Genomic DNA, 14869 nt, shown 5'->3' on the forward strand with positions numbered 1-14869 from the left:
TTCCGGTGTTGCTAAGTCAGCGTGGGCGCGCTTCGATTCCTATAAAACGAGTTGGCGTGATGCCGCATCATCGTCGGGCCTTGGGGAGGGTGGAGACGCCTTGGTCAGATCGAATGCCAGATGGTCCAGCCTAGAGTATTTGACATAATAAGAGGATGAAGAAGCGGGTAGGGGCACGCGGGTACAGCGTCGATCTTCGAGAACGGATTGTCGCAGCGGCGCTGAAGGAGAAGGACCATCAGCGGGTGGCCGAAACGTTCGGGGTGGATGTGCGAACCGTTGGGTTGTATCTGAAGAAACACGAGGCGGGCACCTTGACGCACGTCAAGCGTCCAACAGGGCGTCGCCCACGGGTGCAGAGCGAGCATGAGCAAGTCCTCCTCCAGCAACTGGAGGAGGACTTGGATGCCACACTCGAAGAACATGCCCGCAAGTTGGAAGCCGCGACGGGACTGAAGATTAGCTACCGAACGGTAGACCGAATCTTCCGTCGGCATGGCATCACCTACAAAAAAAACGCGGGTCGCGTGCGAACAGAAGGAGGAACTGCGTCAGCAGTTCCTGAACGACCTGAAGCCTTACCTCCAGACCCCAGCCCGTCTGGTCTTTCTTGACGAGAGCGGCTTCCACACTGCCATGACTCGAGGATATGGTCGCGCGCACCGGACACGGCGTGCGCTCGCTTCCGTGCCCCGAAACTGGGGACGGAACCAAACGCTCGTCTGCGCGCTGCAGGTGAGTGGTCCCTTCGCTCCCCTGATCCTGGACGGTGCAGTCAACGGCGTGAGTTTCGAGTGGTACGTGCAAAACATTCTGTGCCCTGCACTGACCCCAGGACAGGTCGTGGTGCTCGACAACCTCTCGGCACATCACCGTGCGTCCGTTCGGACGCACATCGAAGCCCGCGGTTGTATGGTCCTGTTTCTGCCTCCCTACAGTCCCGATTTCAACCCGATTGAAGGCATGTTCTCTAAAGTCAAAGCCCTCGTCCGCGCAGGTGAATGGCGAGACCGGACCGCTCTGCTACAGGGGATTGGGGACGCTCTGAACGCCGTTTCGGTACGAGACGTTTTCGGCTGGTTCACCCACGCCTTCCCAGACATCTTCTTATGTCAAATGCTCTAGGCGTACGCGACGGGCCATGAAGTTGTTCCTGGCTCTCGTTATCGTGGCGCTGCTTGCCCTCGGCTTGACCGGCTGCGTGAACAGCTCTTCTTCACCTTTTTCTCCGCCTGGTACCAACAGTGGTGGGGTCAATGGCAGCATGGTTGAGCTCGCTGTGCCGCAGGGAACCACCCGCACGGGCACGGTTACCATCAACTACGGTCCGGTACCCACGGGCACGCCGCTGATCTGGAGCAAATCCAACGAAGCCGCGGCCCAGAACCCTGATCCCAACGTCATCTTCGTCTCCCCCGAAGGCATCACCTACACCGTTCCAGCACGGACCTTTACCACCGGCCCTTCCCACACCACCACCGTGAACGTGATGGTGCCCTCCACTGTTGCCGCTGGCATGCGCTCCACGGTCATTCTGGACCTGACGCGCACCGACGTGCCTGCAGTCCCCCGACCTGTCGCTTTCGTCATCACCGTGACGGGCTCCTAAAGCATTTGTCATAATAATAGCATGATTCCTGCAGGGAAGACGCCTGCGGACTACAAGCGGGTCACGACCACCAACGCCAGAATTGGGACGTTGGAGAGCAGACAGGCGTACCGCGCCGCCTTTATGAGAGGCTGCCGTTGTGTCGTGCCCCTGTCGGCGTTCTACGAGCCGGACGGCACCCACACTGCCAAGAAGGGCGAGCGTAAACGGTGGCACCGCCTGACACGTCCGTATGGACTGCCCCTCCTCGCTGCTGGCCGCTGGGAACTCACCCAGACCGATGACGGTCCATTGGAAACCGTGACGGTGGTGACGCGAGATCCGGTGCCGGGCCTTGAAGGGGTGCATGACCGGATGCCCGCCCTCCTCATGACCGAGGACCTGCAGACCTGGCTGCACGGCCATGCGCAAGAGGCCCGGGAGGTTGCGATGACGAGCTGGCCGACGGGCTTTCTTTAGTGGACGACCTCCTGAGCCATAAGTCAGGGACGGAGTAGCTCTATTGTGACTTCTCAGCACAACAATGGTTTTGCCACGGGTGTGCTCAGCGCCCCTTGCCTACCCTGACCACACCCGTGGCCGTCCATTCACCTATCGAGCGCACGGTTGGATGGGAGGTGGGCGAGGGGCGGAACCGGGAAGTTGTTTCCCAGTTCCGCCCCTGCCTGTTCGCCGCTTCTCGTGCCCGGTGAGGGTCAGGGGGTGGGCTGGGCCACACCGGAGATGGAGACGGCGACCGGCGTGGTGCTGATGTTGGTGGTTCCGTTGCCCAGTTGTCCAACGATGTTAAAGCCCCAGGCCTGGACCGTCCCGTCGGCCTTCAGGGCCAAGCTGTGATTGCTCCCGGCCTGGAGGCTGACCACATCCGTGAGGCCGGAGACGGTGACCGGCGTGCTGCGGTTGGTGATGGTTCCGTTGCCCAGTTGCCCGGAACTGTTGGAGCCCTATGCCCGCACGGTTCCGTCCGCTTGCAGCGCCAGGCTGTGGGAGGTGCCCCCGCGAGGCTGACCACGTTCGTGAGGCCGGAAACGGTGACGGGCGTGCTGCGGCTGGTGGTGGTGCCGTCGCCCAGTTGTCCGGTGCGGTTGTCGCCCCAGGCCCGCACCGTGCCGTCTGTCTTCAAGGCCAGGCTGTGGCCCCCTCCCCCGGCGATACTGGCTGGTGGGGCGGAATCTGGACGATGATGCCTGGCTTTCGTACTTCCAACTCTGTGCCCGACATGCCCTGTGTAACACGCACCTGCTCCGGGAGTTACGCTTCCTCCACGAACAGCTGGAACAAGGCTGGGCTGGGGAACTGCGGACCGCACTCCAAGGTGTCTGCCATCAACACAAGGCGGCCACTCTCACTCCAGCGGAGAAAGCCGCGTTCCTGGTTCGCTTTGATGCACTCGTGGAAGCGGGGTTGGTTTCCAACCCCGCAGCGGAGCCGGTTCCGAAGCAGCGGGGACGGATGAAGCAGTCCCCGGGGCGTAACCTTGCGCTTCGTTGTCAGAAGCACCGAGACAAGGTGTTACGCTTTCTCCTCGAGGAAGGTGTCCCATTTGACAACAATCAAGCCGGCCTTCAGGTACTTGCGGCCCAGCTGGCGCGGATCGACACGGATCGGCAGGAGTGGTCAGAGCTGCACAATCCGGCAGCGCTGCTCACGGCCCGCTGTCGGCCCGCGTGACCTTCGGCGCAAAAAACGCACCGAAGGCCCCACAGTCCTCCACCGGCCTTGAAGCGAAGGGACCAAGTTAGAGTGACTGCTATTAAAAAAACAGCCCTTTTCTTTGTAATGTGCTTGTCTTATTATTTCGTAATGTATGCACTTCCTCAATTATTTAAAGTGAGTGACTCTGAAATAAGGGAGGTGATTGATAGATCTACAAAAATACAATTGAAAAATTGTATAGCTCTAATAGAAAAAGTGGAATCTGAATCATCTGGTTGCCGAGTGCCAGAATCATATAGTAATATAGGAATTTTTGTAGAATTATATCATAGGGGTGATGATTATTACTTTGTATATCCCAAATCCAACAAACTAGAATTACTCCATTTAAATAGAGGTGATTTTCTTGAGTATCTCAATAAGTAGAATAATCATAACAATTATAGTCGGGATAGTCTGTGTAGTTTCGTCTGTTGAAATTTCTAGAAAAATCGGACTTTACTTAATCGCCTATATGGAAAAAAATGAAATCAATAGAATAAAAATACTTATGGTCCAATGCCTTAAAGAAGAGGAATGTAGAAACAATGATATAACATACTTCCACGATGATAATATTAAAATCGCTTATACCACCTGGAAATCAAAAGCGATTATATATAATGGGGAAGAGTTCAAAATACATAAAATCAGATAGTGAATTCAATTCATAAAAACTATTATTTTTTCATACATAAACCGACTTAGGTAAGATGACTTTTGTAAAAGTTAAATCCGTCTAGATTGATGATCTTGTTAATGCTTGATAATCGCAATCAGGATTTAGCACTAGAAGCTTCTCAACGCATCTACGCACATCGCTAATTAATTGCATGACATCTATAAATCGATATCTTTCAAGATTGTCTTCTCTGTCAAAATAGGGTCCAGCGCTAAATAGATCTAGGACATCTTCGCTGGTTCTCCTAAATACGTCATAATTAAAACTATATGTGCTGCCGACCGATAAATTTTCGAGTTCTTGCTGAAGTTCATCTAATCCATCTGGCATAAAAGGTTCAAATAGGATTGGAAACATATGCGAATATTTTACGTACAAAGAGATGAATGAGTTGGCGATTTCATGGGTAGTTAAATCATATCGACGCTCTATACTAACAAAAGCTTCAATATCTCTGACTTTCATTTTGATCTCCTAAGGCTGCTCGGATGTAATTGACCTGATGACTAATAATGGATTTTATCCAGGAGAGCAGAGGCAAATGACTAATTCTACCCGGATAAAACCCTCTAATTTTGTCTTACCTAACTCCAATTAGAGAAGAAAAATTGGTGGTGGAAAGGTCGAACTATCACTACCTGAGCACGAATCTTGATCTGGGCAAGGAGCCCTGTCGGTGGGGGCTCATAGACTGGTAGGTATGGAGCCACCGTATCCCCGAGTGGTTATTCGCGTTGAGCGCTATGACCCAGAGGAAGTAGGGACCATTCAAGCTTCCACGCATCCCGACACTCCTGAGGGAGCCATAGTGCGAGCCGTCTACTATCAAGAGCTTGAGGCGACTGGGGAATTGGACGTGTACAAGCTTGAAATTGGCTCTAAGGGCTATAAAGGAGAACCTGATGAGCAGGATTCACAATGGTCGCGGTCCTGCCTAGTGCTCCGTATCGTCCACCTCTGGCCAAAACAATGGGACGAAGACGGCGAGACCTTGCTCGATAGGGTAGGTATTTAAGTAGTGCTAGGACGCTGGGCTCCCTTCTTCTCTAAGCCCAGTTAGGGCTGAAAAGAGGAAGCTACTATTGCACAAGTTCGCGGCAGAACGGCCCTTTGAGGTGTGGTGGTATCGGGCTAGCCACAGCCAACTACTCTTGCGAAGCTCTAAATTTTTGGAAGATGTGCCAGACGTTCAACGCACAGATATCTGGTTCAAGGGCGTAGATGCATTGGTCTTACAGGCGACAGCGTTCAGCGGAGAGCTTCAGATTGTGCGGCTTCACGACCCCGAACTGCATCTTCAGCATGTAGGCATACGGCCCCAAGCAGCCCAGTTCAGTACGTTGTTCGCCTTGGATTCGGCTGAGGGTCGATCACTGGTTGTTGCAGGGGCAGTGTTCGTTGCTGAAGACACAGGTTCCCTCTTCGGACCTACCTTCTGGGAGCGGGAGGCAGGGCAACGCGCCAACACATCCAACGAGTGACAAATTCCTCTCAGCCCTAAGGGTATTTAGATTAGAACCGGCACAGCCGACTGTCGCCCAAAGATTCCGGCACTAGGCTTTATAGGTGTCTGAGTCTCCCCCCTTTCCTGCCAAGGCGTTAGCGCTTGCTGAACAGCTCGCGCGTCCGGTGACATTCCTCCAGTTCGAGGGGGAGGGGGAGCCCATAGCTGCCTGGAAGGGAGTGCCAAGTGTGCCTCTGCCTGAGCATCTCGTGGTGACAGATGAGGACCAAATCGAGGATGGCGACTTCTTCGAGCATTGGATCAGTGTCGATGCGAGGAAGCTGCCACACGCGCTACCGGGTTGCCTCAGCGTGTATCTCCGGGCAGGAGGGGATCAGATCGCGCTTTATGACCCTGAGGCGGTCCTGCATGTGGACGAAGGGCAAGCACTCTATGGGTTTCCAAGTCAGCAAGTGCCTCACCTGGATGCCCTCTTCCGACATGGTCCCTCTGATCTTCAAGGATGGGTGGCACAAGAATTAGGGACGCCTGCCGAGGAGATGCTGGAGTGGAGTGAGTTGCCGTTGTGGAAGTCTCCAGTTCTGACGGATCTCGATCAGCAATTGCGGAGTGAGCACCCCATGTGGGCGGACGAGCGTCCGGTTGCGCAGCTGGGTGGCTGGTGCTGGGGCTGGCCAGATCAGACCTGGGACGAACGAGAGAAGCTGAATCAACAGTTGATGCTCGTCACGTACGAGGACAGTGAACCTTGGGTCGAGCTGTGGTGGACTGGCCAAGACTTTGAAGTCGTAGAGCATCTCACTTGAGCAGCCTCAAAAGCTCGCAAACGTGAAGTGATCGAGCCGCTTTCAAGCCCGCCCGTGGGTGGGCTTTTTGGCTGCTCCTCATACCGGATTCTCTGCCCTGGAGAGCTCGCCACGCAAGAAAAGCGCCCTGCGGTCGCTGGCGTGCGGGCATCAAGAACTGACTCGGTCAGGAACCAGCACAGTGCCTGGAGCCAAAAGGAGAAGGCGACCCGGAGGCCGCCTTGATTTCTCTAATATAGGGCGGTATTCACAGGTTGTCAAATCATGCAGCCGAATCTGAGGTGGGTGATTTTTGCCTGTCCAGCACGCGTTTGACTTGTACGGCGTTCCAGGGGCCGCCTTTGCGGGTTTTGAAGCTGTGGGCTTCGAGCTGGACGGCAACGGCGCGGAGGCTAAGCCCCTGCCCCCGGAGTGCACCTGCATACGCGGCGGCACGGCGTCCGTGGTACGGGTGTGCGGCCCTGAGGCAGGGCGCATCACGCAGGAACTCACAGCACAGGGAAAAAAGCTGAACACGAACGTGCGCTGGGTCGAAGTCTACCGCGTGCGCCGCTGGCAATCGGCCTTCCACGACAGCATCTACCAGCTTCGGACGCAGGGCTTCAAACAGGACACCTACCGAAAGTTTCAACTGCAGGGGTGGGACGACGCAGAGACCCTCGTGTACACGAACAGCGCTGGCAAGTACGTGGGCATGATCTCCAGGGGAACCTCCGCAGACGGAGCCTCATCCATCTTCGCGCTGTATGGCAACTAAAGCGCCCTTCGTCCTGGCCCTGGCACCTGATGGTTGCAAATGCCGTCTTTGAAGGGTTTTTCCTGGAAGACGACCCATACCCGATGCATGTCATTGACTTCGCGTGCATTCGGCGCTAACTTAGAGAAATCAAGGCGGCCTCTGGGGTCGCCTTCTTCTTTTGGCTCTCCGCTCCTTCAGGGGTCCTCTCCTCTGTCCTTACCCGGTGCGGTAGCACCTGTCACTCCCCCTCATCCTTCAGCCATGGCGTGCGCCGGAGCGTGGCGCTGCTCGCGTGCTGGGACTGCAGGGGAACCGGGAAGAAGGTGCGGCGGTGAAGCCCAGACCCTACAACCTGGACGCGGACGTCAAGGACACGCGCCACACGCTCGCTGCAAAGCTAGGGTCTAACCACCTCTGGATGCAGTCCGTGCGGCAACCCCTGGAGTACATCACGCTCTTCACCGCTCAGCTGCCTCGCCTCTCCCCACCGAAGCAGGCGACCTCATGCGCGAGATGCACATCAACGTTGCCCAGGCGCAATGGAGTCGCACTCGCGGGGTGTACACGTTCGATCGAAGCTCGAGGAGCCTGCTGAACCGGTGGAGGGCGAGGAGCAGTTCCTGCCTGGGGCTCTGTAAAAGCTTCAGCGCGTAGCGGTGCCGAGTGCCAGGTTCCATGGCTTGACCGGGAAAGACACGGTAACTCTTTCAGGCAAGGAGCGCTTCAAGCTTGGGCCGCTGTTGATCAAAGGTGCCATAGAAGAACTGCTCACCAATAACGGTGATGGGCGCGACACGCACGCCGTACCGCGCTTTGACCTGGTCCGCGACAGCGGGATCCGTCAGGTCACGTTCCTCGAAGGCGATCCCTCGGTGACCGAACCAGAGGCGCAACGCGTGGCAGTCCGGGCATGTGGGCGTGGCGTACAGGATGACCTTTGGCATGCGGAACCTCCAGAGAGCAGGGGGCAGACCCGCTTTCGCCCCTTGAAAATAGTTGCGCACGTGACTTCAGACGTACTTGAAGACGTCCATCAGCTCATCAACGATGGCCTTCTCGTCACCGCGTGTTGCCGCGGTGGCCACATGTGCTTCAAGGTGGCCTCGCAGCACTACCGCTGCAGCGCCGTCCAGCGCACCCTGGACCGCCTTGATCTGCCGCAGGACGTCAACGCAGTACACGTCCGGATCTTCGAGAGAACGGCGGATGCTCTCGAGATGGCCGCGGGCGATGGCGAGACGGCGCGCGGCGCGCTTGCGGCTGTCCTCTGGCATACAGAGGTGATGACCTGTGGAGCAGTGTTCCCCCTCCCCGGGGGTTATGTCCAACGGTTCGGCAGTTGTCCCTTTGGCCATTACGGGTTCGCCACCTGGGCAGCGTAGCCTTCCTCGACGACAGCCGCAATAAGCTGTTGGGGTTCCACGTTGCCCTGTACGACGGCCTTGCCGGTCTTCAGATTCACCTGCGCATCGACGACACCGGGAACACTCTTGAGGGCCTGGGTTACGCCCGACTGGCAGTGGCCGCAGGTCATGCCGGTGATATCCAGTTCAATCTTGGTCTGAGTCATGGTCACCTCTCCTGACATAAAAATATATCCTCCCCCCAGGGGTGTCAACGGTAAACAGAAGAATCCGCGCAGAATAAGGCGAATGTCTTTATGCCTACTTGCCAATCCCCCTCCCTGGGATCTATGATCCGACTATTAGTAATCCTCCCTAGGGGGATAGGAGGAAAGATGATGACAACGATCGAACTCGGCGTGCAGGGCATGACTTGCGCCAGTTGTGTGGGACGGGTTGAACGCGGCCTGAAGAAGGTGGAGGGCGTCGAGAGTGCCAGCGTGAACCTCGCCACCGAGCGCGCCACCGTCACGTATGACCCCAGCGTGACCACACCGCAGGCCCTGCTGGACAAGGTCAAAGACGTGGGCTACGAGCCCATGGTCAGCAGCCTCGAACTCGGCATCCAGGGCATGACTTGCGCGAGCTGCGTGGGCCGTGTGGAACGGGCCCTGAAGAAAGTTGACGGCGTGCTGAGTGCCAGCGTAAACCTCGCCACCGAACGCGCCAGCGTGACTTACCTGCCCTCCAGTGTCAGTCCCGGGCAGCTCAAAGCCGCCATCCGGGAGACCGGGTATGAGGTTCTGGAAGAACAGGCGGGCCTGAGCCGCGAGGATCAGGAACGTGAAGCCCGCGCCCAGGAAGTCGACCATCTCCGCCGCCAGGTACTGTTCAGCACCATCTTCGCCGTGCCGCTGCTGCTGATCGCCATGGTGCCGATGGTCATCCCGGCCGTGAACGACTGGCTGATGAACACCTTCGGCCACGGCGTCATGAGCACGTTGAACTGGGTCATGCTGGCGCTCGCCCTGCCCATTCAGTTCGGCCCCGGGCGGCGCTTCTACCGCCTGGGTTGGAAGAGCCTTAAGAACCGCTCCCCGGACATGAACGCCCTGGTGATGATCGGCACCACCGCAGCATTCCTGTACTCGCTGGTCGCCACCGTGGCCCCCGGCATTTTCCCGGAAGGCACTGCCCACGTGTACTACGAAGCATCAGGCGTGGTCATCACCCTGATCCTGCTGGGGAAATTCTTCGAGGCCATCGCCAAGGGCAGAAGCAGCGAAGCGATGAAAAAGCTGCTTAGCCTGCAAGCCAAGACCGCGCGTGTGGTCCGGAACGGGCAGGAGCTCGAACTCCTGACCGATGAAGTGCTGGTCGGTGACCTAATCTCCGTCCGCCCTGGCGAGAAAATCCCCGTCGACGGAGACGTCGTCCACGGCGCCAGCTTCGTGGACGAGTCCATGATTACGGGTGAGCCCATTCCCGTCAGCAAGCAGCCTGGTGCTGGCGTGGTCGGCGGCACCATTAACCAGAACGGGGCCCTTACCTTCCGCGCCACGCGCATCGGTGCCGATACGGCTCTCGCGCAGATCATCAAGTTGGTCGAGACGGCCCAGGGCAGTAAGCCGCCAATTCAGGGCCTGGCAGACCGAGTCGTCGCCGTGTTCGTGCCGGTTGTGCTGGGCATCGCCGCGCTAACCTTCCTGCTGTGGCTGATCTTTGGTGGTCAGACCGCCCTCAGCTTCGCCCTCATCACGACCGTCGCGGTGCTGATCATCGCCTGCCCCTGCGCGATGGGTCTGGCCACGCCGACCAGCATCATGGTCGGCACCGGCAAGGCCGCGGAACTGGGCGTGCTGTTCAAGGGCGGTGGCGCCCTGGAAGGGCTCCAAGACGTGCAGGTGGTCGCCATGGACAAGACGGGTACCCTCACCAAAGGCAAGCCCGAACTGACCGACCTGGTCGTGGCCGAGGGCTTCAACCGCGAAGGCGTTCTGCGTCTGGTGGCTGCCGCCGAGGAGCAGAGCGAGCACCCGATTGCCCGCGCCATCGTTGATGCTGCCAAGCGCGCGGGTGTAGCCCTGCTCAAGCCCGAAGCGTTCGAAGCGGTGCCTGGGTATGGTCTGGAAGCGCGCGTCGACGGGCACCTCGTCCAGGTTGGTGCCGATCGGTACATGACCCAGTTGGGCCTGGACATCAAGGTCTTCGCAGCGCAGGCAGAGAGACTCGGCGACGAAGGCAAGAGCCCCCTGTACGCGGCGGTGGATGGTCAGCTGGCCGCCGTGATTGCCGTAGCCGATCCCATCAAGGACGGAAGCCTGGAAGCTGTGGACGCCTTGCACCGTATGGGCCTGCGGGTCGCGATGATCACGGGGGATAACGCCCGGACGGCGAACGCAATCGCCCGGCAGCTGGGCATTGACGAAGTGCTGGCCGAAGTGCTGCCCAGCGGCAAGAGTGACGCGGTGGAGGCTCTCCAGGCGAAAGGTCAGAAGGTGGCCTTCGTGGGCGACGGCATCAACGACGCGCCCGCGCTCGCCCAGGCGGACATCGGTCTGGCCATCGGCACCGGCACCGACGTTGCAGTCGAGACGGCCGACGTCATCCTAATGAGCGGCGACCTGCGCGGCGTACCGAACGCCTTTGCCCTCAGTCGCGCGACGCTGCGCAACATCAAGCTCAACCTCTTCTGGGCCTTCGCCTATAACATCGTCCTGATTCCCGTCGCAGCTGGCGTGCTGTACCCGACTTTCGGCGTCCTGCTCAGTCCGGTCCTGGCGGCGGCCATGGGATTTTCCAGCGTCTTCGTGCTCAGCAACGTGTTAAGGCTGCGCCGCTTCAAGCCGCCCGTGAAGTCTGTCACCGTCACGGCTCAGCCCCTCATTCCCGCTCAGGCCTGACAGCCTCTGCGCAAGGAAAACATCATGCCCCAAGATCTCAAGCCCTCCCCAGACCCTGCCAACCGCCTTGGTCTCGCCCTGCTCGTGATCGCCGCCGCCCAGCTGATGCTGGTCCTGGACGACTCCATCGCGAACATCGCCCTGCCCACTATCCAGAACGAGCTGGCCCTCTCTGCTTCCAACCTGCCGTGGGTTGTCAATGGCTACATCCTGACGTTCGGCGCCCTGCTTCTCTTCGGTGGTCGCGTGGGGGATCTCTACGGCCGCAAGCGCGTCTTTCAACTGGGCCTCGCTTTGTTTACCCTCGCCTCCCTGTTCGTCGGCCTGGCGCCCAATGGTGAACTGCTGATCGCCTCCCGCGTCCTGCAAGGCCTCGGCGCCTCACTCACCGCCCCGAACGCCCTCGCCCTGATTGCCACCACTTTCCCAGCTGGAGAAGCGCGCAACAAGGCCCTGGCCATCTATGGCGCCATGTCAGGCCTCGGGATCGTCGCCGGCCTGCTGCTGGGTGGCGTTCTCACCGGCACGGTGGGCTGGCGCTGGGTGTTCTTCATCAACATTCCCATCGGGCTGCTGGTCCTGGCTGGCACGCGCACGCTGGGGGACGCGGGACGTCATCCCGGACGGCTGGATCTTCCCGGCGCCCTCACCAGCACTGTAGGCATGGCGGCCCTCGTCTACGCCATCACCCGGGGGGGGGAGCACGGCTGGACCGACCCGCTGACCCTGGCGTTCCTCGCAACCGCGGCCACCCTGATTCCGCTGTTCCTGTGGATTCAGACGCGCAGTGCCCAGCCGCTGCTGCCCCTACGGGTGTTCCGTGACCGCAAACCGCTGGGGGTCCTACCTCGGCATGCTGCTGCTCGCTGTGGGCCCCATGGGCACCTTCTACCTGGTGACGCTCTACATGCAGCACATCCTGGGGTACAGCCCCATGCGCACCGGGCTGGCATGGTTACCCTTCGCCGTGGGCATCGCGCTCTCCTCGGGCGTCGTGACCAAGCTGGTCACCCGCATTCCCCCCCGCGTGCTGGCCCCTGTGGGCATGCTGATCGCCAGTGCTGCCGTCTTTTGGCTGTCCACTATGGATCGTGACGCCAGTTACGCCCTGCACCTCCTTCCGGGCATCTTCTTCACGGCCTTCGGGTTCGGAATGGGCTTCGTGCCTCTGACCCTCACCGGAGTGCACGGCGTGGCGTCCCAGGATTCCGGAATCGCGTCGGCGCTGCTGAACGCCGCGCAGCAGATCGGCGTGGCGCTGGGCTTGGCGCTCCTGGCCACAGTGGCGGTGACGACCACTGCCCATCAGTTGCCGGACGCCCTGGCTGCGCTGTATCAGGGTCGGACGAGCGGGAATGAGGAACTGGTCACCCGGGCCAGTGACGCGCTGGTCCAGGGCTACAGCAGCGGACTGGCGGTCGGGGCCCTCATCCTGGTGGTTGCGGCGGTCATCACCGCGCTGGTCATCAACGCCCGCCCCCAACCGAGCGCTGAGGAACCCACTCAAACGCCCACCCACTGACACCCGCCCTGACTGCACCCTTCCGGGATCTCAGTGCTTGTCACTGGGATCCCGGTTCTCATGGTGGTAGTCGAGGATCACCTCCCGTGCCCGTTCCTTCGGCTCTTTCCGGAAAGCCTCCAGGGCGTTCGTCACGCACCTATGCAGGTCCAGCAACCGGCGTTCGAGCCCCTTACTCATGCTGTCACCCGGGTTCCAGCCCTGCTCCAGCAGCGCGCTCGGCGCGAGCAGCTCCGCGAGGTCCAACGCCCGGAACAGCACGTCCCCGAGCCCCGGTTCCTCGGGGTGAGGTCCGACTCGTCGTCCGCCTCCACGATCTCCGAGTGGATCAGCGCGATGTACCCGGGCACGTCGCCGTACGTGAACTCCAGGCCCCAGCCGTTCGCGGCGTTGACCTGGCGAGCAATCCCTGCGATTCCACCCAGGGAAAGGTTGAGGAAAGGACTTCTGCGCTCGGCATGGTGTGTTCCGTCATACGTACCTCAGTGGTGGAAAGAAACGGTGAGCGGTGCGCCCTGGACCGCGCCGCGTGCACGAGGGCCACAACCTCCACCCACAGGCGGTCTGCACGTTGGCTGGTCAGGCGCCCCCGGCCCTCCCCGCATCGGTAGGACCAGAGCATCAGGTCATCCACGCCCGAGGCCACGGCCGTTTCCAGCCCTCGCAGGACGTGCATCTCATACGCGGGCGTCACGCCGAATGCCCGCAACCACAAGTGGGTGCCAGTACGTGTGCCCGTCACCTGGGTTTGCAGTTCTGCCGCGGCCTGCAGGTTCGCCTCCCCCTGCTCCTGCGGCGTGCCCCGTCAGTCGTAATCCGACGTCCCCCCAGCAGCGGGACCACCGACGCGGGCGGTGTGCGATGCCGCTGCTGCGGATGGCCCGGCCAATGGCTTCTTCGTTCAGGTAGGTGGTGGCCGTGTCGATCAGGCGGTAACCAGCCTCAAGGGCATCTGTGACGACGCGCTCGCACTCCGCTGCTTCGGGAATCTGGTAGACCCCGAAACCGAGAATGGGCATGAAACGTTGTTGTTGAGAATGACAGTTCTCATGGTGGAGAACCTCCTTAGAGGATTCGAACAGGAGAGAGGCCACGGGGCTGACCAGTACGGCACGTCTCCCCGGTGCATGACCTTGCAGCGCGGTCAGGTATTTTCAGAGAGTGGCGAGCGGCTGACCTCCGGGTTCGCGTAACCGGGCGAGATCCTGTGAGGGGGTAGACCCGAATAGCCGGCCGTACTCCCGACTGAATTGCGAGGCACTCTGGTAGCCCACCTGTCGACTGGCGGTCGTGGCATCGACCGGCGACGACATCAGCAGGCGGCGGGCTTCCTGGAGTCGTACGTGCTTCTGGAATTGCAGTGGACTCATCGAGGTGACGGCCTTGAAATGGGCGTGGAAGGTCGAGACGCCCATGTGCGCCAGTTCGGCGAGGGCCTCGACTTCCAGTGGTTCGTCGTAGTGCGCCTGAATCCAGTCGATGGCCCGGGCAATTCGCCCCACCCGTGATTCAGCCTGCCCCAGTTGGGCCACCTGCGCGCCGACCGGACTCATCAGCAGGCGGATCAGGAGTTCGTCCACGACCAGCGGACCAATCAAGGCCGCTTCCCGGTCGTTACCCATCACCTCCAGGAGCCGGCTTGCGGCGTTCACGACGGCGCCATTCGAGTGGGTCTGGTGAACGCCACGGTTCTCCTGAACGCGGTGCACTCCGTCCGGGAAGATTTTCAGGCTGAGGCTGGCAATCCGCCGGGGGTCCAGGTCCAGTTTGAACGTGAGGAACGGTTCCGCCACACTGGCCTGCGTGACCTGAAACGCGACTGGCAGCTGAACGGAGTACACCATCAGGCGCTGGGGATCGTACTCGTACTTGTCCGGGCCAATCCGCACGCTCTTGTTGCCCTGCGCCACCAGGCAGAGGGCCGGCTGCTGCACGGTGTGCTGAAGGTGTTGGTTCACATGGGCGGAGCGGGCGACCGCCACCCCCGGCAGCCGAAGGGGGAAGTCACCGTCATAAGGGGCGTATGTCCTGATCAGGCCCGCCAGGCGAGACAATTCTTCAGGTGATGGGGCCAGATGCACGGCTGAAGGGGTCATGGAGTCTCC

At 59.8% G+C, this 14869-nt stretch carries 16 protein-coding genes and 3 pseudogenes; 10 read left to right on the forward strand and 9 right to left on the reverse strand.

Annotated elements, in window-relative coordinates:
- Positions 1-155: 155 nt before the first annotated feature.
- The 3 genes from B9A95_RS02635 (at position 156) to B9A95_RS02645 (ending at position 2068) form a co-directional block, all read left to right on the forward strand.
- Positions 156-1125 (forward strand): IS630 family transposase gene (locus B9A95_RS02635; RefSeq protein WP_139806410.1). Its coding sequence is split into 2 segments (ribosomal slippage): positions 156-509 and positions 511-1125, totalling 969 coding nucleotides; the frame shifts between segments, so codons are not numbered across the junction.
- Positions 1126-1141: 16 nt separating this feature from the next.
- Positions 1142-1609, forward strand: a complete 468-nt coding sequence (locus tag B9A95_RS02640) for a hypothetical protein (protein WP_084045404.1) — start codon at positions 1142-1144, stop codon at positions 1607-1609.
- Between the two features lie 21 nt (positions 1610-1630).
- The gene (locus tag B9A95_RS02645; RefSeq protein WP_084045405.1) at positions 1631-2068 is read left to right on the forward strand and encodes an SOS response-associated peptidase family protein; all 438 of its coding nucleotides are present in this window, start codon (positions 1631-1633) and stop codon (positions 2066-2068) included.
- Positions 2069-2304: 236 nt separating this feature from the next.
- Here B9A95_RS02645 and B9A95_RS36525 read toward each other — a convergent pair.
- Together B9A95_RS36525 and B9A95_RS36725 are read right to left on the reverse strand one after the other, a co-directional pair.
- Positions 2305-2541, reverse strand: a pseudogene (locus B9A95_RS36525) (hypothetical protein); the annotation flags it as partial.
- Positions 2430-2762, reverse strand: coding sequence for a hypothetical protein (locus B9A95_RS36725; RefSeq protein ID WP_425429908.1), 333 nt, complete (start codon positions 2760-2762; stop codon positions 2430-2432). The gene B9A95_RS36725 and the pseudogene B9A95_RS36525, both read right to left, overlap by 112 nt.
- A gap of 29 nt (positions 2763-2791) precedes the next feature.
- On the opposite strand from B9A95_RS36725, the pseudogene B9A95_RS02655 reads away from it, so the two are divergent.
- Both B9A95_RS02655 and B9A95_RS31490 read left to right on the forward strand, forming a co-directional pair.
- Positions 2792-3169, forward strand: a pseudogene (locus B9A95_RS02655) (IS66 family transposase); the annotation flags it as partial.
- 183 nt (positions 3170-3352) lie between these two features.
- Positions 3353-3691 carry a hypothetical protein gene (locus tag B9A95_RS31490; protein WP_139806411.1) on the forward strand — a complete coding sequence of 113 codons (339 nt, stop codon included), beginning with the start codon at positions 3353-3355 and terminating at the stop codon, positions 3689-3691.
- A 352-nt stretch (positions 3692-4043) separates the two neighbouring features.
- Here the strand turns inward: B9A95_RS31490 and B9A95_RS31495 are convergent, their stop codons facing one another.
- Positions 4044-4451 (reverse strand): hypothetical protein, encoded by a 408-nt coding sequence (locus tag B9A95_RS31495; RefSeq protein WP_139806412.1) that lies wholly within the window; start codon positions 4449-4451, stop codon positions 4044-4046.
- Between the two features lie 1101 nt (positions 4452-5552).
- On the opposite strand from B9A95_RS31495, the gene B9A95_RS31500 reads away from it, so the two are divergent.
- On the forward strand, positions 5553-6257 hold the full coding sequence (locus B9A95_RS31500; protein WP_139806413.1) for a hypothetical protein: 705 nt from the start codon (positions 5553-5555) through the stop codon (positions 6255-6257).
- 292 nt (positions 6258-6549) lie between these two features.
- Positions 6550-7014, forward strand: a complete 465-nt coding sequence (locus tag B9A95_RS33150) for a hypothetical protein (RefSeq protein WP_170928388.1) — start codon at positions 6550-6552, stop codon at positions 7012-7014.
- Between the two features lie 689 nt (positions 7015-7703).
- On the opposite strand, the gene B9A95_RS02690 is transcribed toward B9A95_RS33150, so the two are convergent.
- The 3 genes from B9A95_RS02690 to B9A95_RS02700 all read right to left on the reverse strand — a co-directional run bounded on the left by B9A95_RS02690 (position 7704) and on the right by B9A95_RS02700 (position 8566).
- Positions 7704-7940 carry a glutaredoxin family protein gene (locus tag B9A95_RS02690; protein ID WP_084045411.1) on the reverse strand — a complete coding sequence of 79 codons (237 nt, stop codon included), beginning with the start codon at positions 7938-7940 and terminating at the stop codon, positions 7704-7706.
- A 66-nt stretch (positions 7941-8006) separates the two neighbouring features.
- Positions 8007-8270: a metal-sensitive transcriptional regulator gene (locus B9A95_RS02695; RefSeq protein WP_084045412.1), complete on the reverse strand. Its 264-nt coding sequence runs from the start codon at positions 8268-8270 to the stop codon at positions 8007-8009.
- An 80-nt stretch (positions 8271-8350) separates the two neighbouring features.
- On the reverse strand, positions 8351-8566 hold the full coding sequence (locus B9A95_RS02700; protein WP_084045413.1) for a CopZ family metallochaperone: 216 nt from the start codon (positions 8564-8566) through the stop codon (positions 8351-8353).
- 168 nt (positions 8567-8734) lie between these two features.
- Between B9A95_RS02700 and B9A95_RS02705 the strand changes: the two genes are divergently transcribed.
- From B9A95_RS02705 to B9A95_RS36055, 3 genes and pseudogenes are all read left to right on the forward strand, one after another.
- On the forward strand, positions 8735-11242 hold the full coding sequence (locus tag B9A95_RS02705; protein ID WP_084045414.1) for a heavy metal translocating P-type ATPase: 2508 nt from the start codon (positions 8735-8737) through the stop codon (positions 11240-11242).
- A gap of 24 nt (positions 11243-11266) precedes the next feature.
- Positions 11267-11947, forward strand: a pseudogene (locus B9A95_RS36050) (MFS transporter); the annotation flags it as partial.
- A gap of 172 nt (positions 11948-12119) precedes the next feature.
- Entirely contained in the window at positions 12120-12764 is a 645-nt protein-coding gene (locus B9A95_RS36055) for an MFS transporter (protein WP_281255799.1), read from the forward strand.
- 30 nt (positions 12765-12794) lie between these two features.
- Here B9A95_RS36055 and B9A95_RS02715 read toward each other — a convergent pair whose 3' ends face one another.
- The 3 genes from B9A95_RS02715 to B9A95_RS02725 all read right to left on the reverse strand — a co-directional run bounded on the left by B9A95_RS02715 (position 12795) and on the right by B9A95_RS02725 (position 14860).
- A complete protein-coding gene (locus tag B9A95_RS02715; protein WP_084045415.1) occupies positions 12795-13025 on the reverse strand; it encodes a hypothetical protein in 231 nt (76 codons plus the stop codon).
- A gap of 416 nt (positions 13026-13441) precedes the next feature.
- Entirely contained in the window at positions 13442-13783 is a 342-nt protein-coding gene (locus tag B9A95_RS31505; RefSeq protein WP_139806415.1) for an aldo/keto reductase, read from the reverse strand.
- A 135-nt stretch (positions 13784-13918) separates the two neighbouring features.
- Entirely contained in the window at positions 13919-14860 is a 942-nt protein-coding gene (locus B9A95_RS02725) for an AraC family transcriptional regulator (protein ID WP_084045416.1), read from the reverse strand.
- Between the last annotated feature and the right edge of the window lie 9 nt (positions 14861-14869).

The sequence above is a fragment of the Deinococcus hopiensis KR-140 genome, from assembly GCF_900176165.1.
Classification (GTDB): Bacteria; Deinococcota; Deinococci; order Deinococcales; family Deinococcaceae; genus Deinococcus; species Deinococcus hopiensis.

Coding starts and splice junctions, on each gene's coding strand:
- B9A95_RS02640 (WP_084045404.1), top strand. CDS start 1,142: ATGAAGTTGTTCCTGGCTCTCGTTATCGTGGCGCTGCTTGCCCTCGGC.
- B9A95_RS02645 (WP_084045405.1), top strand. CDS start 1,631: ATGATTCCTGCAGGGAAGACGCCTGCGGACTACAAGCGGGTCACGACC.
- B9A95_RS31495 (WP_139806412.1), bottom strand. CDS start 4,451: ATGAAAGTCAGAGATATTGAAGCTTTTGTTAGTATAGAGCGTCGATAT.
- B9A95_RS02690 (WP_084045411.1), bottom strand. CDS start 7,940: ATGCCAAAGGTCATCCTGTACGCCACGCCCACATGCCCGGACTGCCAC.
- B9A95_RS02695 (WP_084045412.1), bottom strand. CDS start 8,270: ATGCCAGAGGACAGCCGCAAGCGCGCCGCGCGCCGTCTCGCCATCGCC.
- B9A95_RS02700 (WP_084045413.1), bottom strand. CDS start 8,566: ATGACTCAGACCAAGATTGAACTGGATATCACCGGCATGACCTGCGGC.
- B9A95_RS02705 (WP_084045414.1), top strand. CDS start 8,735: ATGATGACAACGATCGAACTCGGCGTGCAGGGCATGACTTGCGCCAGT.
- B9A95_RS36055 (WP_281255799.1), top strand. CDS start 12,120: ATGGGCACCTTCTACCTGGTGACGCTCTACATGCAGCACATCCTGGGG.
- B9A95_RS31505 (WP_139806415.1), bottom strand. CDS start 13,783: ATGCCCATTCTCGGTTTCGGGGTCTACCAGATTCCCGAAGCAGCGGAG.
- B9A95_RS02725 (WP_084045416.1), bottom strand. CDS start 14,860: ATGACCCCTTCAGCCGTGCATCTGGCCCCATCACCTGAAGAATTGTCT.